Source organism: Rhizobium sp. KNZ14-9A, from assembly GCF_056755015.1.
Window position 1 is genome coordinate 3,386,903 of sequence record NZ_JBPGXB010000002.1, and the last position, 23,061, is coordinate 3,409,963.

Annotated in this window: 23 protein-coding genes, 1 tRNA gene and 1 pseudogene; 9 read left to right on the plus strand and 16 right to left on the minus strand. The window is 59.6% G+C overall.

The annotated features are described in order from the left end of the window. Positions 1-23: 23 nt before the first annotated feature. A pseudogene (locus ACR9ZQ_RS23585) lies at positions 24-862 on the minus strand (oxidoreductase). Between the two features lie 129 nt (positions 863-991). On the opposite strand from ACR9ZQ_RS23585, the gene ACR9ZQ_RS23590 reads away from it, so the two are divergent. Continuing rightward, positions 992-1,921, plus strand: coding sequence for a LysR family transcriptional regulator (locus ACR9ZQ_RS23590; protein WP_310379139.1), 930 nt, complete (start codon positions 992-994; stop codon positions 1,919-1,921). Positions 1,922-1,935: 14 nt separating this feature from the next. On the opposite strand, the gene ACR9ZQ_RS23595 is transcribed toward ACR9ZQ_RS23590, so the two are convergent. Together ACR9ZQ_RS23595 and ACR9ZQ_RS23600 are read right to left on the minus strand one after the other, a co-directional pair. After that, the gene (locus ACR9ZQ_RS23595; protein ID WP_310380060.1) at positions 1,936-2,586 is read right to left on the minus strand and encodes a TetR family transcriptional regulator; all 651 of its coding nucleotides are present in this window, start codon (positions 2,584-2,586) and stop codon (positions 1,936-1,938) included. A 16-nt stretch (positions 2,587-2,602) separates the two neighbouring features. Continuing rightward, positions 2,603-3,268 carry a class I SAM-dependent methyltransferase gene (locus tag ACR9ZQ_RS23600; protein ID WP_310379141.1) on the minus strand — a complete coding sequence of 222 codons (666 nt, stop codon included), beginning with the start codon at positions 3,266-3,268 and terminating at the stop codon, positions 2,603-2,605. A gap of 225 nt (positions 3,269-3,493) precedes the next feature. Between ACR9ZQ_RS23600 and ACR9ZQ_RS23605 the strand changes: the two genes are divergently transcribed. Next, complete coding sequence (locus ACR9ZQ_RS23605) at positions 3,494-4,465, plus strand: oxidoreductase (protein WP_481428898.1); 972 nt, start codon at positions 3,494-3,496, stop codon at positions 4,463-4,465. Positions 4,466-4,525: 60 nt separating this feature from the next. Here the strand turns inward: ACR9ZQ_RS23605 and ACR9ZQ_RS23610 are convergent, their stop codons facing one another. The 6 genes from ACR9ZQ_RS23610 to ACR9ZQ_RS23635 form a co-directional block, all read right to left on the minus strand. Next, complete coding sequence (locus ACR9ZQ_RS23610) at positions 4,526-4,804, minus strand: hypothetical protein (protein WP_310379145.1); 279 nt, start codon at positions 4,802-4,804, stop codon at positions 4,526-4,528. Between the two features lie 155 nt (positions 4,805-4,959). After that, positions 4,960-5,331, minus strand: coding sequence for a cell surface protein (locus ACR9ZQ_RS23615; RefSeq protein ID WP_310379147.1), 372 nt, complete (start codon positions 5,329-5,331; stop codon positions 4,960-4,962). Between the two features lie 200 nt (positions 5,332-5,531). Next, the gene (locus ACR9ZQ_RS23620; RefSeq protein ID WP_405049679.1) at positions 5,532-5,846 is read right to left on the minus strand and encodes a hypothetical protein; all 315 of its coding nucleotides are present in this window, start codon (positions 5,844-5,846) and stop codon (positions 5,532-5,534) included. Positions 5,847-6,327: 481 nt separating this feature from the next. Beyond that, positions 6,328-6,404 (minus strand) — tRNA-Arg (locus ACR9ZQ_RS23625). A 123-nt stretch (positions 6,405-6,527) separates the two neighbouring features. Further along, positions 6,528-8,048: an ATP-binding protein gene (locus ACR9ZQ_RS23630; protein WP_310379148.1), complete on the minus strand. Its 1,521-nt coding sequence runs from the start codon at positions 8,046-8,048 to the stop codon at positions 6,528-6,530. 153 nt (positions 8,049-8,201) lie between these two features. Next, positions 8,202-10,193 carry a methyl-accepting chemotaxis protein gene (locus ACR9ZQ_RS23635; RefSeq protein WP_481428899.1) on the minus strand — a complete coding sequence of 664 codons (1,992 nt, stop codon included), beginning with the start codon at positions 10,191-10,193 and terminating at the stop codon, positions 8,202-8,204. Positions 10,194-10,647: 454 nt separating this feature from the next. Between ACR9ZQ_RS23635 and rpmH the strand changes: the two genes are divergently transcribed. The 4 genes from rpmH (at position 10,648) to yihA (ending at position 13,783) form a co-directional block, all read left to right on the plus strand. After that, the gene (gene rpmH, locus ACR9ZQ_RS23640; protein ID WP_016552555.1) at positions 10,648-10,782 is read left to right on the plus strand and encodes a 50S ribosomal protein L34; all 135 of its coding nucleotides are present in this window, start codon (positions 10,648-10,650) and stop codon (positions 10,780-10,782) included. A 22-nt stretch (positions 10,783-10,804) separates the two neighbouring features. Beyond that, on the plus strand, positions 10,805-11,206 hold the full coding sequence (gene rnpA / locus ACR9ZQ_RS23645; protein WP_310379167.1) for a ribonuclease P protein component: 402 nt from the start codon (positions 10,805-10,807) through the stop codon (positions 11,204-11,206). Then, a complete protein-coding gene (gene yidC / locus ACR9ZQ_RS23650; protein WP_481428900.1) occupies positions 11,206-12,999 on the plus strand; it encodes a membrane protein insertase YidC in 1,794 nt (597 codons plus the stop codon). Before rnpA ends, yidC begins: the two co-directional genes overlap by 1 nt. 130 nt (positions 13,000-13,129) lie before the next feature. Then, on the plus strand, positions 13,130-13,783 hold the full coding sequence (yihA, locus tag ACR9ZQ_RS23655) for a ribosome biogenesis GTP-binding protein YihA/YsxC (RefSeq protein WP_007815033.1): 654 nt from the start codon (positions 13,130-13,132) through the stop codon (positions 13,781-13,783). A 44-nt stretch (positions 13,784-13,827) separates the two neighbouring features. Here the strand turns inward: yihA and ACR9ZQ_RS23660 are convergent, their stop codons facing one another. The 3 genes from ACR9ZQ_RS23660 to ACR9ZQ_RS23670 form a co-directional block, all read right to left on the minus strand. Then, positions 13,828-14,385 (minus strand): fasciclin domain-containing protein, encoded by a 558-nt coding sequence (locus ACR9ZQ_RS23660; RefSeq protein WP_310379170.1) that lies wholly within the window; start codon positions 14,383-14,385, stop codon positions 13,828-13,830. A 109-nt stretch (positions 14,386-14,494) separates the two neighbouring features. Beyond that, positions 14,495-15,214, minus strand: a complete 720-nt coding sequence (locus ACR9ZQ_RS23665) for an anti-sigma factor (protein ID WP_481428901.1) — start codon at positions 15,212-15,214, stop codon at positions 14,495-14,497. Then, a complete protein-coding gene (locus ACR9ZQ_RS23670) occupies positions 15,211-15,747 on the minus strand; it encodes a sigma-70 family RNA polymerase sigma factor (protein WP_310379174.1) in 537 nt (178 codons plus the stop codon). The genes ACR9ZQ_RS23665 and ACR9ZQ_RS23670 overlap by 4 nt, the downstream gene beginning before the upstream one ends. Before the next feature lie 170 nt (positions 15,748-15,917). On the opposite strand from ACR9ZQ_RS23670, the gene argB reads away from it, so the two are divergent. Then, the gene (gene argB, locus ACR9ZQ_RS23675; RefSeq protein ID WP_037100983.1) at positions 15,918-16,805 is read left to right on the plus strand and encodes an acetylglutamate kinase; all 888 of its coding nucleotides are present in this window, start codon (positions 15,918-15,920) and stop codon (positions 16,803-16,805) included. 31 nt (positions 16,806-16,836) lie between these two features. On the opposite strand, the gene ACR9ZQ_RS23680 is transcribed toward argB, so the two are convergent. Continuing rightward, positions 16,837-17,682: an oxidoreductase gene (locus ACR9ZQ_RS23680; protein WP_310379176.1), complete on the minus strand. Its 846-nt coding sequence runs from the start codon at positions 17,680-17,682 to the stop codon at positions 16,837-16,839. Positions 17,683-17,801: 119 nt separating this feature from the next. Here ACR9ZQ_RS23680 and ACR9ZQ_RS23685 point away from each other — a divergent pair, with 119 nt between their 5' ends. Beyond that, a complete protein-coding gene (locus ACR9ZQ_RS23685; protein ID WP_310379178.1) occupies positions 17,802-18,719 on the plus strand; it encodes a LysR family transcriptional regulator in 918 nt (305 codons plus the stop codon). On the opposite strand, the gene ACR9ZQ_RS23690 is transcribed toward ACR9ZQ_RS23685, so the two are convergent. The 3 genes from ACR9ZQ_RS23690 to bchE are packed head-to-tail and all read right to left on the minus strand — an operon-like array spanning position 18,704 to position 22,126. Continuing rightward, positions 18,704-19,474: an isocitrate lyase/PEP mutase family protein gene (locus tag ACR9ZQ_RS23690; RefSeq protein ID WP_481428902.1), complete on the minus strand. Its 771-nt coding sequence runs from the start codon at positions 19,472-19,474 to the stop codon at positions 18,704-18,706. The two genes, ACR9ZQ_RS23685 and ACR9ZQ_RS23690, sit on opposite strands and share 16 nt — an antisense overlap. After that, a complete protein-coding gene (locus tag ACR9ZQ_RS23695) occupies positions 19,471-20,541 on the minus strand; it encodes a bifunctional transcriptional activator/DNA repair enzyme AdaA (RefSeq protein WP_310379182.1) in 1,071 nt (356 codons plus the stop codon). The genes ACR9ZQ_RS23690 and ACR9ZQ_RS23695 overlap by 4 nt, the downstream gene beginning before the upstream one ends. 55 nt (positions 20,542-20,596) lie before the next feature. After that, positions 20,597-22,126: a magnesium-protoporphyrin IX monomethyl ester anaerobic oxidative cyclase gene (gene bchE / locus ACR9ZQ_RS23700; protein WP_481428903.1), complete on the minus strand. Its 1,530-nt coding sequence runs from the start codon at positions 22,124-22,126 to the stop codon at positions 20,597-20,599. A 187-nt stretch (positions 22,127-22,313) separates the two neighbouring features. On the opposite strand from bchE, the gene ACR9ZQ_RS23705 reads away from it, so the two are divergent. Next, positions 22,314-23,021: a pyrimidine 5'-nucleotidase gene (locus ACR9ZQ_RS23705; protein WP_481428904.1), complete on the plus strand. Its 708-nt coding sequence runs from the start codon at positions 22,314-22,316 to the stop codon at positions 23,019-23,021. Positions 23,022-23,061: the final 40 nt, after the last annotated feature.

The window sequence follows — 23,061 nt, forward strand, 5'->3', positions numbered from 1 at the left end:
TTTTCCTCTCTTGGTCAATCAAATCACTCAAAATCGGTGGAGCTGGAGACTTGCTCCCAGGCGTCGAATTCGCTCTTGAGAGAGCCCAGTTTCTCACGAACGAGGCTGATCGCGTCCCGCCCCAGCAAGAGATGGGCCGGCGGATTATCGGATGCAATGAGCGTCAGCATCGCGGCCGCGGCCTTTTTGGGGTCGCCCGGCTGGTTGCCGTTGCGTTCGAGCCGGCGCTGGCGCAAGGGCTCGAAGACCTCATCATAATCTTCGATCGAACGCTCCGCACGCACCATCGAGCGGCCGGCCCAATCAGTGCGGAAACCGCCGGGCTCGACAGCCGTCACATGGATGCCGAAGCTCTGACTTCCTTGCCGAGGCTTTCCGAAATGCCCTCGAGGGCAAACTTGCTGCCATGATAGAAAGCAATGCCTGGCATGGTGATGATCCCGCCCATCGAGGTGACATTGAGGATATGCCCACTGCGGCGCTTGCGCATATAGGGCAGTACCGCCTGCATGACAGCCACCGGACCGAAAACATTGACCTCGAACTGGTGGCGCAGATCTTCCATGCTCGATTCCTCGACGAGGCCTTCATGGCCATAGCCGGCATTGTTGACGAGAACGTCGATCGGGCCGATCTCTTTTTCGATTTCGGCGACGACAGGCGCGATCGCGGCGGTGTCGGTGACATCGAGTAGTTTGCCGAAAGCAAAGCCGGGCTTCAGCGCCTCGAATGCCTTGCGGGATTCTTCGTTGCGAAGAGTGCCGACCACCTTATGACCTTCGGTGAGGGCAGCCTCCGCAAGGGCGCGGCCGAAACCGGTGGAAACACCTGTAATGAAAAGGATCCTAGCCCTTGTTGTCATGGCCTTCACTCCGTCTGGCTGTTGGTGGAGGGGAAGTTAGGCCGCGGAGATAATTTCGATAAGCTCATTAAATGGCAATGACCTTTTTAGAAAAACTTATTAATCTCGGTCTTGAAAACGGAGAATGGAATGCGCCAGGACATGCTTGACGGCATGGTGACCTTTGTCGTTGTCGCCGAGGAAAAGAGCTTTTCGGCTGCCGCCATTAGGCTTGGCGTATCGCCGTCGGCCATCAGCCAGACGATCAGCAAGCTGGAGAGCCGATTGCGTCTGCCGCTCTTCAACCGCACCACCCGCAGCGTCAGCCTGACGGAAGCCGGCAGCCGCTATCTGGAGCGTGTGCTGCCTGCCCTCAATGAACTTGCTGCCGCCAGCAAGGATCTCGATGCGGATGTCGGCAAGCCGGCGGGCCTTTTACGGCTCAATGTGCTCCGTGCCGGCTACATGATCGCCATCCAGCCGCTGCTCCGTGATTTTCTGGATGCATATCCCGACATTCAGGTGGAGGTGAAGATGGAAGCCTCGATGAACGATATCGTCGCGGAAGGCTTCGACGCCGGCATCCGCTTCGGAGAGACGGTGGCAAAGGACATGGTGGCCATTCCGATCGGCCCGCCTATCAGCGCCCATGTCATCGCCTCGCCGGAATATCTCGGCCGCCGCGGAGTACCGAAACATCCACGCGACCTGCTGCATCACGATTGCATCGGCTTTCGTTTCGTGACGAGCGGCCAGGTCGAACGCTGGGAATTCGAGAAGGATGGCGAACGCATCGATATTACGCTCCATCCGCGGCTGATCCTCAACGATTCCGCTGCACTGACCCAAGCAGCACTCGATGGGATCGGCATTTCCTACATGATCAACGGCTATATCGAGCGCTTTCTCGATGACGGCAGGCTGGTTCGTATCCTTTCCGACTGGAGCCCGCCGCTGTCCGGCCTAACACTCTATTATCCGGATCGCCGGCGGGTGCCTGCAAAGCTGCGCGCGCTCATCGATTTCCTGAGAAAGCATCGATCCGAAGCGCCGCCGGCAACGGAAAGCGTGATTATCTAGCGTATAGAATTGCTTTAGAGGCGGGCTGTCGTCTCTTCGCCGAATTCGGCCAGCATCGTCCAGAGTTCGCCAAAGATCTCGCGTGCGAAGGCTTCCATTGAAACGCCCTCCATCGAAACACCCTGGGTGCGCTCTTGCCAGACCTCGCTGCCAACGCGCAGCACGCCGATGACGATTGCCGAAAGCAAACGCATGTGCGCCCGCGCTTCAAGATCGCCGCCCTTGCGGGTAATCAGCGCCTCGGTCAACTTCTGCTCCAGCTTGGCATATTTGAGCTGATCGCGGGCCTTGAGGGTCGGCGTGCAATGGATGAGTTCGCCAAGCGCCATGGCGCGCTCGTCAGCCGAAGCGGTCACAGTGACGATCAGGGCTTCCTCGACCGCCTTGACGTCAGACTCACCGGCCGGGCGGGCGGCAATCGCCGCCATCAACCGGTCAGCAAAGGAATCCTGCCAGGCGAAGACGACTTCTTCCTTCGAGGGGAAATAGTCAAAGAAACTGCGCTTCGAGACATCCGCTGCTTCGGTGATCTCTTCGATGGTCGTCGCGTCAAAGCCGCGCTTCAGAAAGAGGCTCATCGCTGCTTGCTCGATGCGCTCCCGGGTCTGGCGCCGCTTACGCTCGCGCCTGCCCTCGACGGCTTCAGGCAATTTCTTCTCTGTCATTTCCATCAGATGTTATTCAGTCATCCGCTTCGGAGAAAGCGGTGATCTCCATATCCACTCCGCTGCTGCGATATTTGAAGCGCTCACGCGAGAGCTCCAGCGGCTTGCGACGCGAAATCCGGTAGACGGAAGCCGGCGGCAGGTTGCGGACCGTGCCACCGATGCGCGTCGCCTTCAGGCCGAGGCGATCGAGGATCGGACGTGGCACAGGACAACGCGGTCCGTAGGTAAACTGATAAAAGGCGCCGCCGGCCCGCATATAGACGAAGGCGCCTGCCAGGATCGAGGCGATCTTGCGCGGCGACATGGAAAGCAGCGGCAGGCCGCTGACGACGGCGCCGACAGGTTCACCCTCGAAAATATTGGCCTGCGCCAGTTGGCCGGCGTCCATCTGCAGGATGCGCGCGTCGGGAAAACGCTTCTGAAGCGACCCGATGAATTCAGGACCATATTCGATAAGGGTGAGATCGGCTTCGCTGATGCCGCGCGCAAGCAGCGCGCGGGTAAAGACGCCGGTGCCCGGACCGAGCTCGATGATCGGACCATCCAGAGCGGCAATCTCGCTGGTCATGATCCGGGCGAGCGAGTCGCCGGAGGGTGCAATGGCCGCAACCCTCAGCGGGTTGCTCAGCCAGGAACGGAAAAAATGCAGGAAATCGGAGAATGCACTGTTCGCGATCATGATTATCCCACCTGTCTGAAATGCGATTGACTATCGATGCGACGATCTCTCGCAGCATGGCAATTCCATGGCAGCCTCGTCAATCCATCGTTTTCGCGCATGTCTTTTTCCAACAACATTTCGTGTATTTTTGTATCTATTGCATTTTTGCAGTTAATGCAATAATTCTCATCGCGTGATTTACCGATCGGTCCGCGCCGCCTCACACCGCAAAAGGAAATTTCCATGACTGACTGGACGACGACGAACATACCGGACCAGACGGGCCGCATCGCAGTCATTACCGGCGCGACCAGCGGCATCGGATATGAAACAGCCAAGGCGCTCGCCGGAGCCGGCGCCCGTGTGATCATCGCATCACGCAATGTGGAAAAGGGCAACGAGGTGCTCGCGAAGATCCGGGCGACGCATGCCGGGGCCGAGGTGAGCTTCGAACCGCTCGATCTTGCGAGCCTGACATCGGTCGCAAACTGCGCTGCTCGTCTCTCTGCCTCGCTGCCGCGCATCGACCTGCTCATCAACAATGCCGGTGTGATGGCGATCCCGACGCGCCACGTCACCGAGGATGGGTTCGAGATGCAGCTCGGCGCCAATTATATCGGCCATTTCGCCTGGAGCCTGCGGCTACTGCCCATGGTGCTCTCGGGAAAGGCACCGCGCGTCGTGACCGTGAGCAGCCTTGCGCACCGCTCCGGCAAGATCAATTTCGACGACCTGCAATGCGAGAAACGCTACGGCTACTGGTCAGCCTATGCGCAGTCCAAGCTCGCAACGCTGATGTTCAGCCTGGAACTCGACCGTATTGCCCGGGCGGAAGGCTGGAACCTGACGAGCACGGCGGCGCATCCCGGCTACGCCGTGACCGGCCTGCAGAGCACGGGCCCGCGCATGGGACGCACCGGCCCAAGCTGGAAGGAGCGTTTCGGCAAATTGCTGGAGCCTCTGCTTTCCCAGTCGGCTGCTGCCGGCGCACTGCCGACGCTGTTTGCCGCGACCTCACCGGATGCAAAGGGCGGCGTCATGTACGGCCCCGATGGTTTCTATGAGCTGAAGGGTTCGCCGAGGCTCGCAAAGATTGTTCACGCAGCGCAGGACAAGACGGTCTGGCGAAAGCTGTGGCAGGTCTCTGAAGATCTGACCGGTCTCTCCCTCAACACCGTGACCAAGGCTTCCCTGGAACGAAAAAGGCAGCCATGAAGGCTGCCCTCTTTTCGTGACAGGGATGTCAGTTCCCTCGCCTATGCCTGCAATCCGCCTTCAGTAGTTGCAGCCCGAGCTGCTGGTCGGGTTGAAGCGCAGGCCGCAAGCCATGTTGAGCGACTTCTTTCGGCCATACTGGTAAGATTCGGAGCTGCTGGAAGTACCATTGACCGAACCCGTGGTGTGGGGCTCATTGCGAGCGTTCGTGTTCTTCTGCTGCTTTACGACCTGCTGTTGCTGTTGCGCCGGGGCTGCGTTGGCAGATGCGAAAGCCGAAACGCTGATGATTGCGCCAAAGGCTACGGCCACGAGGCCGTTCTTCATGATATTGATCATTTCTTGTCTCCTTGGGAGGATGATTGGAATTTACGCCAAGGAGCTAGGAAGGGGATTTGTCATATTCTACTGTGCTGCAACAGCGATCACGGATACGTGAGTTTCGATTGCAAACACGAAAAAGGCGGCTTTTGGCCGCCTTTTTCTTTGCCGGCTCAATAGCCGTTGTCGCACGGCATGCTTCCGGGACCGATCGTGCCACTAAACGAGGGGTTGCACATAGTTTTCGGCTCGGGGCGGTTGACGGGTTCTCGGACAATCGAGCCCGTGGTGCCGGCTTCAACGCCGAACGCAGCAAGCGGATACCAGTAGCCGTCGGAGTGACGGCGAGTACCGGGGCGTTCCGTGCGGAATCCATGATAGCCATGCCAATAGCCGGCATGTGCTTTATATTGCACCATTTCTACATTCGAGGGGACCGGAATCCGGGCCTGCTGAACGGGCGCCGCCAGCGCGGGAACGGTAGACGAGAGGGCGAGAAGAGCGCTGAGCGCAAAGGCGGCTGGGGCTAGATTAAGCATTTTCATGATAAACCCTCCTTCTGGATTTACCTATGAAAAATGCGTTCTATACGCGCGAAGTTCCATCACGACACGCAGCTTCCTACACTTGTGATTGCAGGCGATCCGGCGTGACTGAAAGACACAAAAAATCAAAAGTTGCGATTTTGCAAAAGCCGCGAGAGCAGCGCCTGCGACAATTCATCAGCTGTGTGAATTCACCGTTCTCAATTCGCGTACAAAGGACGGTAGCCCTGGCTTGCGACACAGGAGACATATTGCCTGTGAGCCGCGCCGCTTGCATTGGTTTCCCGCTCCATCGCGTCGCGGTGCCCGGTCATCTGCGCACGCAGGTCATACTGCTTGTTTGCCTCATCATACATTGCGTTGGCATCGGACATACAGAGGCTGTGGGTGACACCAGGCGGATTGACGGGTGACGCGACCGGCACGAGCACCGGTGCATTGGCGCGGTCAATGCAGCCTGCCAGAGCAGCCATCATCGCGACGAGACCAACGACACCAACAATTCTCGTCATCATCCAACCCTCCGGCTTCTCGCCTGATACAATCCATTACTTCCGCAGATAGACGCCGAAGGTTGCGCGAAACTAGGCAGGAGGGTGCGGAGCTACGGTGTCGTGGCGCCTATCAAGCTTGCCGCGAGCTCAGAATGGGCGCTGCACTATCTGCACCAGAACTTCAAAATGACAGTTGTTCAGGAAGAAGGGCCTTTGATTGCGGTCCTTCGCATCCTCGGCAAATCAAGTCAGTGTTCGATCTGCGGGTGGGACTAACATTACCTTGCACGCCGTTTAAGAATAAAGGCGACGAGCGTGGTCGGCGCCGGAATTGCGGTCGCCGCAATCGCGCTCGCACGGAATTGTTTTACATCGTCGATGTGGTGGAGAGGCCGGCACTAATCAGGCCCAAGTTGGCCGAAGCCGATTTGCTTGCGACAAGAGCAACGGCGGGCGCAATGAAGAGCCTGCTGCCAAGTCATGTCGATGAACAATTGGAAAATGGCGCACCCGAAGAGATTCGAACTCCTGACCCCCAGATTCGTAGTCTGGTGCTCTATCCAGCTGAGCTACGGGTGCGTCTGCAGTGGCGGCCGTGCCGCTTGCGTGGGCGGTTCTCTAAAGGGTCTTTTCGGGCAATGCAAGAGCAATTCGAAAAAAATCGCGACTTTGGTTCGGCAAGGCTCCCCTGCGGAAATTGCATCACTTTTCGGCGTGCGACCGGCTGCGGTAATCTTCCAGTGAAACCGGGCGATCCGGAATTTCGATGCGGAACTGCGTGCCGACGGAAGGCTTTTCCACAAGTGCGATGGTGCCGCCGTGGGCTAGCACCAGCTCGCGAGCGATGGTGAGGCCAAGACCGGTGCCGCCGGAGCGCGCCGAGCCGCGGAAGGCCGCAAACAGGTTCTGGCGCGCCTTCAGCGGCATGCCGGGGCCTGTATCGTCCACCGTGATGCTGACGACGCTGCCGACGCGCTGGGCGGCGACCGTGATGCGCCGGACGATCCCAGCCCCCTGCTCGCCCGGCGAGGTCAGCGCCTGGAGCGCGTTGCGGCAGAGATTGTGGATGATGCGGAACAATTGCTCGCTATCAGCGTCCACTTCCAGATCCGGCCCCATCTGCTCGATGAACTCGACGCCGCTTTGCGGCTCGATGGCGAGAATATCCTTCACCTCCTGCACAAGCTCGTAAAGGAGGATGCGGCGGCGGCGCGGCGCCGATTCGGTCGCCTTGCCATAGGAGAGGACTTCGGTCGTGTAGCCGACGGCGCGATCGATGGTGCGCAGCAGCTTCGGCGCGAAGCTTTTCACCAAGGGATCGTCGACATCGACGAGGCGGTCAGACATGAGCTGGGCGGATGCCAGGATGTTGCGCATGTCGTGGTTGATCTTCGAGACCGCGAGGCCGAGTGCTGCAAGGTTTTTCTGCTGCTTCAGCGTCTTCTGCAGTTCGAGCTGCATGGATGTAAGATTGCGGCCGGCAACAGCCAGTTCGTCACGGCCGCCATCGCCGACATAGACATGCAACGGATTTTCGGGATCCGAGGCGAATTGCTGCATGCTGCCCGTCAGTCTGCGGATCGGGCGGATGAGAATGCGATTGATGGAGAAGAAAATCAGTGTCGCGGTAAAGAGCGAGATCAGGATCGACAGCAGCAGCACATTACGGGCATAGACGAACATCGCCTTACGCAGAGGCCGGTCTTTCATGACCACCTCGACGCCGGTATTGGTCTCGCCTACCGCACCATAGACGCGGATCATGCGGTTGCCGCCGAAGATCATCGTGTCCAGCGCGTCGCGCATCGCGGTCAATGGCGGGATGTTGCTGAGATCGTAGGATTCGTCGACCGAGGTCGGCATTTCGCTCATGGCAAGCAGGCGGGAGGTGCCGTCCTTGCGCAGCACAATCGCCTTGGTGCCCGTCGCCTCCAGCGTCTCCTTCTGCAGCGCGCGCGGCAGATCCACCGGCTGCAGGCCGTCGATGACGATTGCGGCGGCGGCGGCCGTATTCAGCCGATCCTCCAGCCAACGCACACGCATGCTCGCGATCGAGGGAAAGAAGATAAGGATTTCCGCCAGCATGATGAAGAAGACGGTGAGCCAGAGCAGCTTGCCGGAAAGGCGGCTGAACATGCCGGCACGCGGATAGGAACCCTTGGCAGCCTCACCGGCCACGATGTTTTCCGCCTTGGAAGTCTCGCCCTGGTCTTGAACCGGCATCTCGTCTTGTCCGTGCGGCGAAAGGCCGCCATCAGAATGAGCTCTTATATTAGACGAGAATGCTCCGCTTTCAAATCTTTGCGAGGAGCGGCAAGTCGTCACAAACAAAAACGCCGCCCGCAGGCGGCGTTCCGATCCCAGTCATAGAGGTTATCAGAATTCTTCCCAGCTCTGCTCCGCAACAGCGGCATTGCCGCTGAAGGCGCGGGCGACGCGGCCGATAGCGCGGCGCGCCGGAGAGGCGACTGGCTGGTGATGCTGCTGGCGGGCAACGGCAACCGACGCTTCGTTGGAAACCTTGAAGCGGGAGATGAGGCGCACGAGGCCATCGGCTTCGGCTGACAGCTTGTGGGTCGCAGCCGAGGTTTCTTCCACCATCGCGGCGTTCTGCTGGGTCACCTGGTCCATCTGGTTGACGGCGGTGTTGACTTCCTTGAGGCCGGTGGACTGTTCCTTTGCGGCAGTCGCGATCGAATGGATATGGTCGTTGATGGCGATGACCCGTGTCTCGATCTCCGAGAGCGCCTCGCCCGTCGCCTGAACCAGCTTGACGCCGACCTGCACTTCGTCGCCGGACTTGGTGATGAGCGCCTTAATATCCTTGGCGGCCGTTGCCGAGCGCTGGGCGAGCTCGCGCACTTCCTGTGCGACGACAGCGAAGCCCTTGCCGGCTTCACCAGCGCGTGCGGCCTCGACGCCGGCATTCAGCGCCAGCAGGTTGGTCTGGAAAGCGATCTCATCGATGACATTGATGATCTGACTGATTTCGCGGGAGGCCTGCTCGATACGACCCATGGCGTCGACGGCGTTGCGGACCACGACGCCGGAACGACCGGCATTGTCCTTCGCCTCGGAGACCATGACGGTCGCTTCCTGGGCACGTTCCGTCGAGTTCTGCACAACGGCGGTGATCTCGTCGAGAGCGGCGGAGGTTTCCTCCAGTGCGGCAGCCTGCTGTTCCGTGCGCTTGGAAAGATCGTCGCTGGCGTTCCTGAGTTCATTGGTATTGCCGTTGATCGCTTCGGTCGTCTCGCGCACTTCGCGCATGGTCGTCTGCAGCGTCACGAACGTGCTGTTGACGTTTTTCTGCAGTTCGGCAAATGCACCCTGGAACTGACCGCGCATGGTCTGCCTCAGGTCGCCTTCAGCAAGGCTTGCTATGACGCGGCGGGTTTCGTCGACGCCGGCATCGACGCTCGACAGCAGCGTGTTGATATTGCCGGCGAACTGGTTGAGGCTTTCGTCCTCATAATCCTTGTTGATGCGGTGGCTGAAATCGCCGGCAGCAGCAGCTGCAACAACGACGGACATGCTGGACTGCAGGTCGTCGCTCTTTGCACGCATTGCCGCTTCCTGGGCGTTCATGCGCTGGATGACGAGGCCGTTTTCCTTAAAGATGGCGACGGCAGCTGCCATTTCGCCGATTTCGTCCTTGCGACCGGCGAACGGCACTTCCGCCTGGAAATTGCCATCAGCGACTTCCTTGATCGCCTGCGTCACCTTCTTGATCGGCCGGCTCAGATGGCTGGTGCCGATGTAAAAGCCCATACCGACGCCGGCTGCGATACCGATGCCGGTAATGCTGAGCACCAGCATCAGGACCCAACTGCGGAAATCCTCGATCTGATCATTTACAGCCGTCAGCTCGGCCTTGTCGGTGCTGACGATCGCGTCGATCTCGGCCTGAAATGCCTTACGGTTGGCGCGGTTGGCGTCGTTGTTACCTTGCTCGTTGGCCGCCTGCGGGCTTACCTGTGTACCAAGACGGGCCGTCTCGCTGCGGAAGGTGCGAAATTCCTTGGCGCGGTCGACCAGCTTGACGAAGGTATCCTTCTCGCTGTCAGGCACAAGCGGCGCCCAACCGGCGATGACCTTGTCGATCTCATCCAGACCGGCCATCAGGCCCTTGGCGAAGGCCGGCGTCTGTTCCAGGCTCTTTGCAGCATAGATTCCGCGCGATTCCATGACGACGGCGGTGACGAAGCGGTTGAGACGTTCGCCTGCGTAGGCGCGGGCCGCAGCATGCTCATAAGCAGTCAGGTTCGCGTTGTACTCGCTCATCGCCGACAGCGCGGTGGCACCGATCAGAAGCGCAACGCCACCCATGACGGAGACAAGAAGATTGATTTTGCCGCGAATTTTCACTGAACGCTCCCTCGCTTCGCACAATGGCTGGAAAGCAAATTCCCAGCCGATGTACTGAAAGATCGGGTAAATTCGTTAATGTTGTATTTCGAATATTAACAATATCGACTACAAGAAATTACCCATATTTACTGTTGCGCGCATTATGCTTTGTCTCGGGCCGAGCATCTTCAAGGAATAAAAGTTGCGGCTGAGAGCTTTCGGAAGCTTATGGATGAAATATACAACCATATAGTGAAGAACCAAATTCGTTAACACCAGAGTGCGAAATCTTGCCATGCGCCCCGCAGCTCCAGGGAATCTGCCAGTCATAATTGACTTTGGCAGGCTTCATTTGTATAAGCCGCCGCACGTCCGGTCATTTCAGGTCTTTTATGACCTCGCCCGTTCGAAAAACCACGCTCCTTGCATTATGCAAATTCAAGAAGGGCCGCACTCCGCGGTGTTTAAATAAATGAAGCGTACCTATCAGCCCTCGAAGCTTGTTCGCAAGCGCCGCCACGGTTTCCGTGCGCGTATGGCCACTAAGGGCGGCCGCAAGGTCATCGTTGCTCGCCGCGCACGCGGCCGCAAGCGTCTTTCGGCCTAAGGCCGGAATTGCCCGATAGCAAATGACGGGCGACTTGAAGACCAAAGAAGACAAACAGATTGTCGGGCGGCTCTTGAGCCGCCCGCAATTTCTTGCAGTCCGCGAAGGCGAAAAGCGCCGCGGCCCTCTCTTCCTTCTCGAGGTCCTGAACCGCAAGGAAGAAGAACGCGAAGCCCGCGTCGGCTTCACAGTCACCAAAAAACACGGCAACGCGGTCGAAAGAAACCGCATGCGGCGGCGCCTTAAAGAGGCGGTGCGGCTTCATGCAGGGTTTGCAATGCAGCCCGGACACGACTATGTGGTTGTCGCCCGCAGGGACGTCTTGACAGCGTCCTTCGATGAACTGGCCGCGGAACTGAAAACCCGCGTGGAAACCAGGCCGAAACACCGGCGCCCGAAAGACGAGCGCCCCAGGAACGTATGATGCAAAACAACCGCAATTACTTCATTGCGATCGCTCTTTCGGTGCTGATCGTCCTTGGCTGGCAGTTCCTCTATATGAACCCACGCATCGAGGCTCAGCGTAAGGCTCAGGAAGCCCAGAAGGCACAGCAGCAGACCGAGCAGACGCAACAGCCTGCCGCCGGCGGCCAGAGCGCGCAGCCGAACGGCGCAGCTCCCACCGGTCAGGCCACGGCGACGGCGACCCGCGAGGAAGCTCTGGCGAAATCGCCGCGTGTTGCCATCGACACGGCTGCCCTTTCCGGCTCCATCAACCTCGCCGGCGCGCGCCTCGACGACCTGAGGCTGAAGGCCTATCACGAGACCGTCGACGACTCGAGCCCGATCATCACGCTGTTCTCGCCGGCTGAAACCAAGGACGGCTATTTCACCGAGTTCGGCTATATCGGCACTGATGCGACAGGCGCCGTTCCCGGCCCGTCTACCATCTGGACCGCACCCGAGGGTGCGAAGCTCACCGAGAAGACGCCGGTGACGCTGACCTATACCAATGACAAGGGTCTGACCTTTACCCGGACGATTTCCGTCGATGACCGTTACATGTTCACGGTCGTCGACAAGATCACCAATAGCGGAGACGCCGCCGTATCGCTGTCCAATTATGGGCGCGTGACGCGCTACAACAAGCCGACCACGCCTTCGGTCTACGTACTGCATGAGGGCTTCCTCGGCGTGCTCGGCGCCGGCAGCGGCATTTCCGAGAGCAAGTACACGGCGATCGAAAAGGAAAACCAGTCCAACCCGACGGTCACCGGCGGCTGGATCGGCATTACCGACAAGTATTGGGCTGCGGCTCTCATCCCGAGCCAGACCATTCCCTTCGATTCCCGCTTCTCGCATTTCACGGACGGTCAGCCGCGCTATCAAGCCGATTTCAAGGGTGAAGGCCTGTCGATCGCTCCTGGAGCGACGGTCGACGTCACAAACCTCGTCTTTGCCGGCGCCAAGGAAGTGCCTGTCGTCGATGAATATGAAGCGAAATATTCCATCCCGAATTTCGATCGCCTAATCGACTGGGGCTGGTTCTGGTTCCTCACGCAGCCGATGTTCAAGCTGATGGACTTCTTCTTCCGCTACTTCGGCAATTTCGGCGTGGCGATCCTCTGCACGACCATCGTCGTCAAGGCGCTGTTCTTCCCGCTCGCCAGCAAGCAGTACGCTTCGATGGCGAACATGAAGCGCATGCAGCCGAAGATGGAAGAGCTGAAGGCAAAATTCGGCGACGACCGCATGGGCCTGCAGCAGGCGACGATGCAGCTCTACAAGGAAGAGAAGATCAACCCGATCGCCGGCTGCTGGCCGGTGGCGCTGCAGATTCCGATCTTCTTCTCACTCTACAAGGTGATCTACATCACCATCGAGATGCGGCACGCGCCGTTCTTCGGCTGGATCCGCGATCTTTCGGCGCCCGACCCGACAACGATCGTCAACCTGTTCGGCCTGCTGCCTTTCGAGGCACCGGCCTTGCTGCATCTCGGCGTCTGGCCGCTGATCATGGGCGTCACCATGTTCGTGCAGATGCGCATGAACCCGACCCCGCCCGACCCGACGCAGGCAATGATCTTCAACTGGATGCCGCTGGTGTTCATGTTCATGCTGGCAAGCTTCCCGGCCGGCCTCGTCATCTACTGGGCCTGGAACAACACGCTCTCGGTGCTGCAGCAGTCGGTGATCATGAAGCGTCACGGCGTGAAGATCGAGCTCTTCGACAATCTGAAGGGCCTGTTCAAGCGAAAACCGGCGCCATCGAAATAATCGAAAAGCCCTGCTTCGGCGGGGCTTTTTGTTTCGAGCCGCAGAAGCGCTCAACCGTGCGAACCTTGACAATACGTCTTAAAAACATGAAGCCGGTTTCATTACCGAACCCGGAGATTGCAGAATTCATATGACTGAAATCGCAAAGCCGCTCTTCGGCCACCCCTGGATATTCATCCGCGGCGTGCCTTCCATGAAATTCCTTCCGCCGGAAGGCCCCTTGGAAGTCGCTTTCGCCGGCCGGTCGAATGTCGGCAAATCGTCGCTGATCAACGCGCTGGTCGGTCAGAAAGGTCTGGCGCGCACCTCCAATACGCCGGGCCGCACGCAGGAGCTCAACTACTTCGTTCCGGACGGCTATTCCGGCGAGGGCAACGACCTGCCGCCGATGGCGCTGGTCGATATGCCGGGCTATGGCTATGCACAGGCGCCGAAGGAGCAGGTGGATAACTGGACGAAGCTCGTCTTCGACTATTTGCGCGGCCGCTCGACGCTGAAACGCGTCTATGTGCTGATCGACAGCCGTCACGGCATCAAGAAGAACGACGATGACGTCCTGACGCTGCTCGACAAGGCGGCCGTCTCCTACCAGATCGTGCTGACCAAGACGGACAAGATCAAAGCGCCTGCCGTGCCAAAGCTGCTGGCCGAAACATCGGAGAAGATCCGCAAGCGTCCCGCTGCCTATCCGGCCGTGCTTTCCACCTCCTCGGAAAAGAACGAAGGATTGGACGAACTGCGGCAGGCGATTGCCGAAACGGTCGGCGTCAGCAACTGGAAATGAAAAGAGGCGCCCAGAAAGGCGCCTCTGACGGCCGGTATTTGAATTTACATCTTCGGCAGCAGAACTTCGTCGACGACGTGGATGACGCCGTTCGACTGTTTGACGTCGGCGATGGTGACGTGGGCGACACCGCCATTTTCATCCGTCAGCGTGATCTTGCCCATGCTTTCCTTTGCCTTGAGCACGCAGCCGCCGACCGTTTTGATGTCGTGCTCGCCGCCGTCGTCCTTGATCATCTTGGCGACGGTCTTCGACATGGCATCGGCGGCAACGACATGGCAGGTCAGAACCTTGACAAGCGTGCCCTTGTTTTCTGGCTTCAGCAACGTATCGACAGTGCCTTTCGGCAGGGCAGCGAAGGCTTCATTGGTCGGCGCGAAGACGGTGAATGGCCCCTTGCCTTCCAGCGTGCTGACGAGGCCGGCTGCCTTCACGGCAGCAACCAGGGTGGTGTGATCCTTGGAATTGACGGCATTCTCGACGATGTTCTTGTTCGCATACATCGCGGCGCCGCCGACCATCGGGTTCTTTGCCTGAGCGGCGAAGGCGATAGCGGAAAGGGCGGCGGTGAGCGCTGCGGCACGCAATGCGGACTTGATCATGGTTTTCTCCTCTGCACCCGGTCGCAGCCGCGGGCTTTATGCCCTGCGCTGCCCGGATATCAGCAACTACGGAAGGCGCTGCAGAAGAGTTTCAGAAAATGATTTTATTTTACGGCCTGCGGATCGAACCGCTGGCTATGACGGGGCCTGACGGCTGATGTGTGGGCGAACCGCCGAATGGCTCCAGGCTGACGGCCAGCGCCGCACCATCGGAAATCTGGCTGCGCATATCGGTCGGGATCAGCAATTCGCCGTTCATGCCCGGTTGGAAAACGCCGAGAGAATGGGGCGTCCCGCTACCCGGTACGAGCCAGAGCTCCAGAGATTTCTCCTCCGGCTTGCCGGCCGCAACCGGTATGATCTTCAGCCGGCCACTTTGGATATCGTAGGAAGCTGTCAGATTGACCTGATTGTTCTGTCCCGAGAGGTCCGCCACCAGCGGCGGCGATGCCGGAGGCTGGGGCACGAGACCGGAGGCAAAGGCGATGACGCCCAAGGTGACCGCAAGCGAGGCAAATGTCAGCGAGCGCCAGAAACCGGCGGAATTCCAGAGGCTGTGCGAAAAGCGCGGCTCACTTTCTGCATTGGCGAAGAGGCGCGCCTCGATCTGCTTGAAGGTCTCGCTGCTCGGAGCAGCCGTGCCGTATTCGTCGTTGAAGCTGGAGAGGTTGACCTCCCAGCGGGTGACGATGGCGGCAAACTGCCGATCGCGGCGCATGCGCTCCTCAACGATCCTCCGATCCTGAAGAGAGAGGACGCCCAGCACATACTCGCCGGCGAGAACCTCATCCCGGGAGCGGTCTCCCTTGCTTTTGTCGGGCGATGTCATCGTTCCATGCACTCTCTCAGTTTCAGCAGGCTGCGTCTTAGCCATGTCCGCATCGTATTCAGCGGGACACCAAACTGACCGGCCAGTTCCTGATAGCTTAGCCCTTCGACATAAGCCCGTTTCACCGCGACCGCACGATCAGCTTCCAACTCTTCCATGCAGGTGTCAATCCGCCTTCCTTCATCCTTAATCACGACTTGCGCTTCAGGATCGAGACCGGCATCGGCAAGATCGAGCGCTCTGTCGATTTCGTCGGCGACCGGCTTGCGTGCCCGCAACGCATCGATCGATTGATTGCGGGCAATTGCCGCAAGCCAGGCGACCGATGTCGAGGAGCCGGCCGTAAAGGCACCGGCGCGCTGCCATATCTTGATATAGACCTCCTGAAGCACCTCTTCCGCCTCGTTCCTGCTTCCAAGAATACGAAGGCAGATCGCCAGAAGTTTCGGACTGGTCTGGTTATAGAGTGCGGCGAAAGCCTTGCGGTCGCCGAGCGCTATGCGGCCGATTAAATCTGCAAAATCCCCAGTCATGTCGCCCTCGAATGAACGATTTCCGGTACGATAGTTTCAGTTCGATAGTTTCAATATGCGCTGGCAGGTTCCCAGGTCGGCCTTAGATACGAAAAACTATTGCGTGCCGGATTATTCCATCTGTCAAAAACTTGAGATAAAAGGCCGCGATCAATTCCGCGGGGTCCCACATGAACGAGTCCGAAAGCGAAATCCAGGCACGTCTTCTCGCGCAGGCGCTGCCCTTCATGCAGCGCTACGAAAACAAGACGATCGTCGTGAAGTACGGTGGCCATGCCATGGGCAATCCCGAGCTCGGCAAGGCTTTCGCCAGCGATATCGCACTTTTGAAGCAGTCCGGCGTCAATCCGATCGTCGTGCATGGCGGTGGTCCGCAGATCGGCGCGATGCTGACGAAGATGGGTATTGAATCCAAATTCGAGGGCGGCCTGCGTGTTACCGACCAGAAGACGGTCGAGATCGTCGAAATGGTTCTCGCCGGCTCGATCAACAAGGAAATCGTGGCGCTGATCAACCAGACCGGCGAATGGGCGATCGGCCTCTGCGGCAAGGACGGCAACATGGTCTTCGCCGAAAAGGCGCGAAAGACCGTCAAGGATCCCGATTCCAACATCGAGCGCGTGCTCGATCTCGGTTTCGTCGGCGAAGTTGTGGAAGTCGACCGCACGCTGCTCGACCTTCTCGCCCGCTCCGAGATGATCCCGGTCATCGCCCCGGTTGCTCCGGGCCGCGACGGCGCGACCTATAATATCAACGCCGACACCTTCGCCGGCGCCATCGCCGGCGCGCTGAACGCCACCCGCCTGCTGTTCCTGACGGATGTGCCCGGCGTGCTCGACAAGCAGGGCAAGCTCATCAAGGAGCTTTCCGTCGCCGAAGCGCATGCGCTGATTGCCGACGGCACGATTTCCGGCGGCATGATCCCGAAGGTTGAGACCTGCATCGACGCCATCAAGGCCGGCGTGCAGGGCGTCGTCATCCTGAACGGCAAGACGGCCCATTCCGTGCTGCTCGAAATCTTCACCGAGCACGGCGTCGGCACGCTGATCGTTCCCTGATTGAGAAAGGCGCCCTTCCGGGCGCCTTTTCTCATGCTTCGGCAAAGCTCGTCGAGAGCGTCAGATCTTCCCAGGCATCGATTTCAGCGCTCAGGCGCTTCAGCTTATCGCGGACGAGCGCCAAAGCATCGGCGCCGAGCAAGAGATGCACGGGCGGGTTTTCAGCCTCGACCAGCGCCAATACGGCGGCAGCCGCTTTGCGAGGATCGCCTGCCTGTTTGCCGCTCTTCTCCTCGCGTGCCCTGCGGATAGGATCGAAGAGCGAATCATAGTCGGCGATGCTCCTGTCGGTGCGGATCATCGATCGTCCAGCCCAGTCGGTGCGGAATGAGCCGGGAGCCACCGCGGTGACTGCGATGCCGAACGCTTTCACTTCCTTCGCCAAAACCTCGCTGATGCCTTCGAGCGCAAATTTGCTGCCGCAATAATAAGCGATGCCCGGCATGGTGATGAACCCGCCCATCGATGTGATGTTGATGATGTGACCGGCCCGCCGCTGGCGCATGAACGGCAGAACGGCCTTCATCGTTCCGACGGCGCCGAAGACGTTAACCTCGAATTGCCGGCGCATTTCCTCGATCGGCGATTCCTCTAAAGTCCCTTCATGTCCATAGCCGGCATTGTTGATGAGAACGTCCACCGGACCGATGGTTCTCTCGATACCAGCAACAGCCGGTCCGATTGCCTCTATGTCGGTAACGTCGAGGCGGACTGCCGTTGCGCGATCCGGTGCCAGGTTCTCGAACAGAGACGCGGCTTCCTCATTCCTCACGGTTCCCACTACGCGATGCCCCTTCTCCAATGCGGCCTGCGCAAAGGCATGGCCAAAGCCCGAACTGACACCGGTAATGAGAAACTGCTTTTCGATTGAACTCATCGTGAACTCCTGTCCTAGCGCAACCGCCACAAAGAGGCGGCGCGTTCCGTCATGTGGCGGCGCAGGAGAGGTAGTTCCAATATATTGCACAGGCGAATGCGATACTTTAAAAGTACCTCATGGAGCTTCGTCATCTTCGCTATTTCATTGCTGTCGCAGAAGAACTCAATTTCACGCGCGCTGCACGGAAGGTCGGCATCGGCCAGCCGCCACTCAGCAACCAGATACGTGATCTTGAAAACGAGATTGGCGCGCCCCTTTTCCGCCGCCTGTCGAACGGTGCGGAACTGACGGAGGCAGGCAGGGTTTTCCTGCCGGAGGCCCAAGCGATATTGCATCGGGCGGAACAGGCCAAACAATCCGCCATCCGGGCGGCGCGCGGCCAGAGCGGGCGGCTGCAGGTTGGCTTCACCGGCTCGGCGGTGTTCAATCCGCTCGTGCCCGCCATCGTGAACGCGTTTCGCGAGAAATATGCAGCCGTCGAATTCAGCCTGGAGGAAGCGCCTACCACGCAACTGCTGGAGCGGCTCGATGGGGAAGAGCTCGACGCCGTTTTTATCCGCCCGGGTAGTGGTGACGAGCTGCAGGCCCGATGTCAGCTGCTGGCCGAAGACCCCATGGTCATCGTGCTTCCAGCAAGGCACCCGCTGTCAGAGGCGCAGACATTGCGCCTCGACGCGCTGGCCGGAGAGAGCTTCGTTCTCTTTCCGCGCGAGGCGGGTGCCGGCTTCTTCGACGATATCATGGCCGCATGCCGGCGAGCGGGATTTGAACCACGGCTCGGCCAGTCGGCGCCGCAGATCACGTCGATCGCCAGCCTGATCGCAGTCGGTCTCGGCGTCTCGATCGTGCCGGCGGACATGGCGAAGATCAATGTTCCCGGCGTTCGCTACATTGCAATTGCGGGCGAAGCACCCGCAGCACGGTTGGCGCTCGCCACCCGGCGTGACGAGCGCTCTTCCATCATTCGTAACTTCATAGCTCAGGCCATCGCCACACAGAAAAGCTTCGCCAACAGCAATCAGATCCCCGAATAGATCGCGGCCGCGGCTTCCTTCAGCTTTTCCATCATGGCCCGATACGGTCCGGGGCCATAGCTGATGCGCGAAACCCCGAGCCTTGCGAGATCAGCCGGATCGGGCGCACCTGCCTTCATCATGATATTGACCGGCAGCGTGGATGCAGCGCAGACCTTTTCGATCAAGGCCGGTTCGATCAGGCCCGGCACGAAGAAGCCGCTGGCGCCTGCCGCCGCATAAGCCTTGCCACGCTCGATCGCCGCATCGACCAACCCTGCATGCCTGGAGCCATCGCCTTCCTGAAGGAAGAGATCCGTGCGGGCGTTGATGAAGAAATCGATGCCCCCTGCCTTGACCATTTCCCTGATCGCGCGGATGCGTGCTGCCTGCGCTTCGATGGGGTGAAGGCCGGTCTCGCCGACGCGCTGGTCCTCGAAGTTGATCCCAACGGCGCCGGCCTCGATGAGCTTTGCGACATTGGCCGCGGCGCCGGCGGGTTCCGTGGAATAGCCACCTTCGAAATCGACCGAGAGCGGCAGGTCGTTGACGGCCGTGATCGAGCGCGCCGTCTCGATAAGCACATCCATCGGCAGCTTCTGGCCGTCGCCATAACCATTGGCGGCCGCGACGGACCAGCTTCCGGTCGCAAGTGCCTTCGCACCGGCCTCCGTCACAGCCTTGGCCGTTCCGGCATCCCAGATGTTGTAGAGAATAACGGGATTGCCCTTGCGATGCAGCGTGCCGAAAAGCTCGGCCTTCTCAATCTGGTTCATGCTGTCCTCTCCATCTTATGCGCACTGATCTTTTCCTCGTGCCGAAGCAGCCATTGCTTGCGCCAGAGCCCGCCGCCATAACCCGTCAGTGAGCCGTCCGCGCCGAGGATGCGATGGCAGGGCACGATGATGGCGAGCTGGTTGGCGCCGTTGGCGCGGCCGACGGCACGCACCACCTCCGGCCTTTCCATTTCTCTAGCGAGATCGCCATAGGCGCGCGTCTGACCGACTGGAATTTCAATAAGCTTTGCCCAGACATGCTTTTCGAAGGGCGTACCGCCAAGCGCCAGCGGCGTCTTGAAGGTGGTTAGCCGCCCTTCGAAATACTCCCCGATTTCCGCCTCGATCTGGTCGATAACAGGCGTGCGGCCAATCGCGACCGAGGAGCGGACACGCTTCTGTAGCGCTTCGAGTTCGGTCGGCAAGGCCCTGCGGTCGTGAAATTCGAGGAGATGCAGATGCGTCTTGTCGGCGACTGCTATCATCGGCCCGAGCGGTGTATCGAACCAGTCGGCAAAGAGCAGTTCACGGTTCTGAGAGAGCGCCGGCCCCCTGCCGACTAGCCGCTGGAAAGCCGCTCGGAAGCCGCTTCCCGATTCATATCCCGCTTCGAATTGCACGTCGATGACGCGGGCGCCATCGGCCAGTTGCCGGGCCGCCTCACCCAGCCGGCGATAGCGGACGATATCGTGGAAGGTCATGCCGAGCGCCCGCTTGAAGGCGCGGCGCACCGTCGATGGATCATATCCCCGGCGCACAAGCTCATCTTCGGTCCAGCGCACCTCCGGTTCGCTGTCGAGCCGCGCCAGCAGCATGTCGACGATCGGCTCGCGGCCCGGCTGCTCCAGCGGCTTGCAGCGCTGGCACGGGCGGAAGCCCGAATGCATGCAGGCGGCGATCGTGTCGAAGAAGATGGTGTTTTCCCGCTTCGGCTTACGCGCCGGGCAGGTCAGACGGCAGAAGATGCCTGTCGTCTTCACGCAGACATAGGCCTGGCCCTCATAATCGGCGCTGCGCGCGATCAGGGCATCATAGAGCGTGTCATCATCGGGGCGTTCGAAAAGCATGTCCGCTTTCTAGCACTCCGCGCCTGTGTCGTCCGCCGAAAATCGGGCGTCTATTTTATTCTGCAGCGTCGAGGCTTTTCACATGCCGCTGCGGGCGCAGCATCAATTCCTCCTCCGCATCCTGGGGCGCGCCCCAGAATGTCTCAAGCGTCGGACCTTCCTTGAGATGGTGGCGGCGGAAGAGGAATTCGAAGATCTCGTGAAACCAGACGCGGCGACCCATATGGGTGTACCAGCGCATGGAATGACGCTGTTCCGGATCGCGATGAAAGAGGATGCGCAGCAGCGCCTTCGGCCGCGCCTGGACCGCGACCTCGATCAGCTTGACGCAGGCGACCAGCACGATCGGGTTGAGATACCGCATCTTCAGGACCTGATGCTTGTAGTCCCATTTGCGGATATCGGTCTCGATTACCTGCCGTTCGCGGGCGATACGGAAGAAGGGCGTCCAGCGATGCGGCGTCACATAGAGCGCTTGGATCTGATCAGGATCATAGGAGAGCAGCTGCCGGAAGCCGCGCCAGAGATCGCTCAGCCTCTCCTCCTCGAAACCGACGACCCAGGTCGCCATCGAAAGGATGTCATGCTGGCGCAGAAGGCGGATCGCCTCGCGATCGGTCGTCTTGGCGCCGCCCTTCTTGATCAGGGCAAGCGTCGCCTCATCGGTGTTTTCCATGCCGAGCAGCCAGCGCACGACACCCGCCTTTCGGTAGAGGTGGAGGATATCGGCATCGCGGACGATATCATCCGCTCGCGTCGAGCCGACGATCTGCACGGGCACATTCTCGGCGATCATCGCTTCGAGAAAAGCCAGCCAGGCTTTTCGCGAGGATGTCGGGTTCTCGTCGGCGAGATTGATGAGCTCGACGCCCTCTTCGCGATAGAGCCGTGCAATCTCGCGGGCGAAAAGTTCCGGCGAGCGGTGACGCCAGCGGGTCCAGAAACCGCGCTGGCCGCAATAATTGCAGAGATGCGGACAGCCGCGGGAAAACTGCATGACGACGGCGCGCTTGCCGCCCCAGTAGGTATAGTTGCGATGGTCGATCAGTTCCCAGCCGACGCGATAGGCATCGAGATCGGCGATAGCCTGTGCCGGCTGCGTTGCCAGGATTTCGCCGTGGCCATCGCGAAAGGCGATTCCGGGGATGGTCGCGAGCGGGCGGTTCGTCGCCAGGGCATCGGCTAGGCGCCGCATGGTTTCCTCGCCCTCGCCGCGCACCAGGATATCGAATGCCTCAGTCTCGGCCAGCACCTCCCGCCAATGATAGGTGGGGAACACGCCGCCATAGATGATAGAGATTTTGGGATCGCCGCGCTTGATAGCCTCTGCGATCACGCGGGCAGTCGGATGCGCCGACGTCGAGCCGGAATGGCCGATCAGCACAAGATCCGGACTGCCAGCCACCACCCTGCTGACAATGTCAGTAATGGTCATCGGCCCGAATTCGGCATCGATGAGGCTGACGATGTGACCATCGTCGATCAGCGGACCTGCAACAGAAAGAAGGCCGAGCGGTGGAAGATGATCATCTGGAATACGGCTGCCGATCGCGGTATGCGGTGGATTTATCAGAACAATCTTCATGCGACTTCACCCTTGCGGGTCCCCCTGTCTGACGCAGGCAGAGGTCACCAGCGATCAGTGGCGAAAGTCAGCCAAAATCTCTCTGAAGTTGTGAAAATCTGGCGGCATTTTTGGGAGAGCTTTGGCAGGTCGGACCTGCAAGCAAAAGCCTTTGGTTTCCCGCCGCGACCGTGCCATAAGGGCGGCTATGACAAAGATCGACCGCACGCCTACCAAGAACGATTTCGAGCATGTGACCGAATGGGTCTTCGACCTCGACAACACGCTCTATCCGCATCATGTCAATCTCTTCGCGCAGATCGACAAGAACATGACGGCCTATGTCTCTACGCTCCTGCAAATGGAGCAGGAAGAGGCCCGCAAGCTACAGAAGCAGTACTACTACGATCACGGCACGACGCTGCAGGGCCTGATGATCCATCACGGGGTCGATCCCAACGACTTTCTCGAAAAGGCGCATGCGATCGATTATTCGTCGCTGACCCCGCAGCCGGAGCTTGCCGAAGCCATCAAATCCCTGCCGGGCCGCAAGTTCATCTTCACCAATGGCAGCGTCCAGCATGCACAGGCGACGGCCGGCGCACTCGGTATCCTCGACCATTTCGACGACATCTTCGACATCGTCGCGGCCGACTATCTGCCGAAGCCGGCGCAGGCGACCTATGACAAGTTCACGGCGCTGAAGAAGGTCGAGACGGGCAAGGCTGCGATGTTCGAGGACCTGCCGCGCAATCTCACCGTACCGAAAGCGCTCGGTATGCAGACCGTTTTGCTCGTGCCGCGCAATCTGGAAGAAACTGTCGTCGAATGGTGGGAGAGAACGAGCGGCGAGGACGACCACATCGATTTCGTCACCAACGATCTCGCTGATTTCCTGAAGAAGATTACGACCTAACTTACCAAAATTTCATCCATCTTACAGATGTTTAACTGGG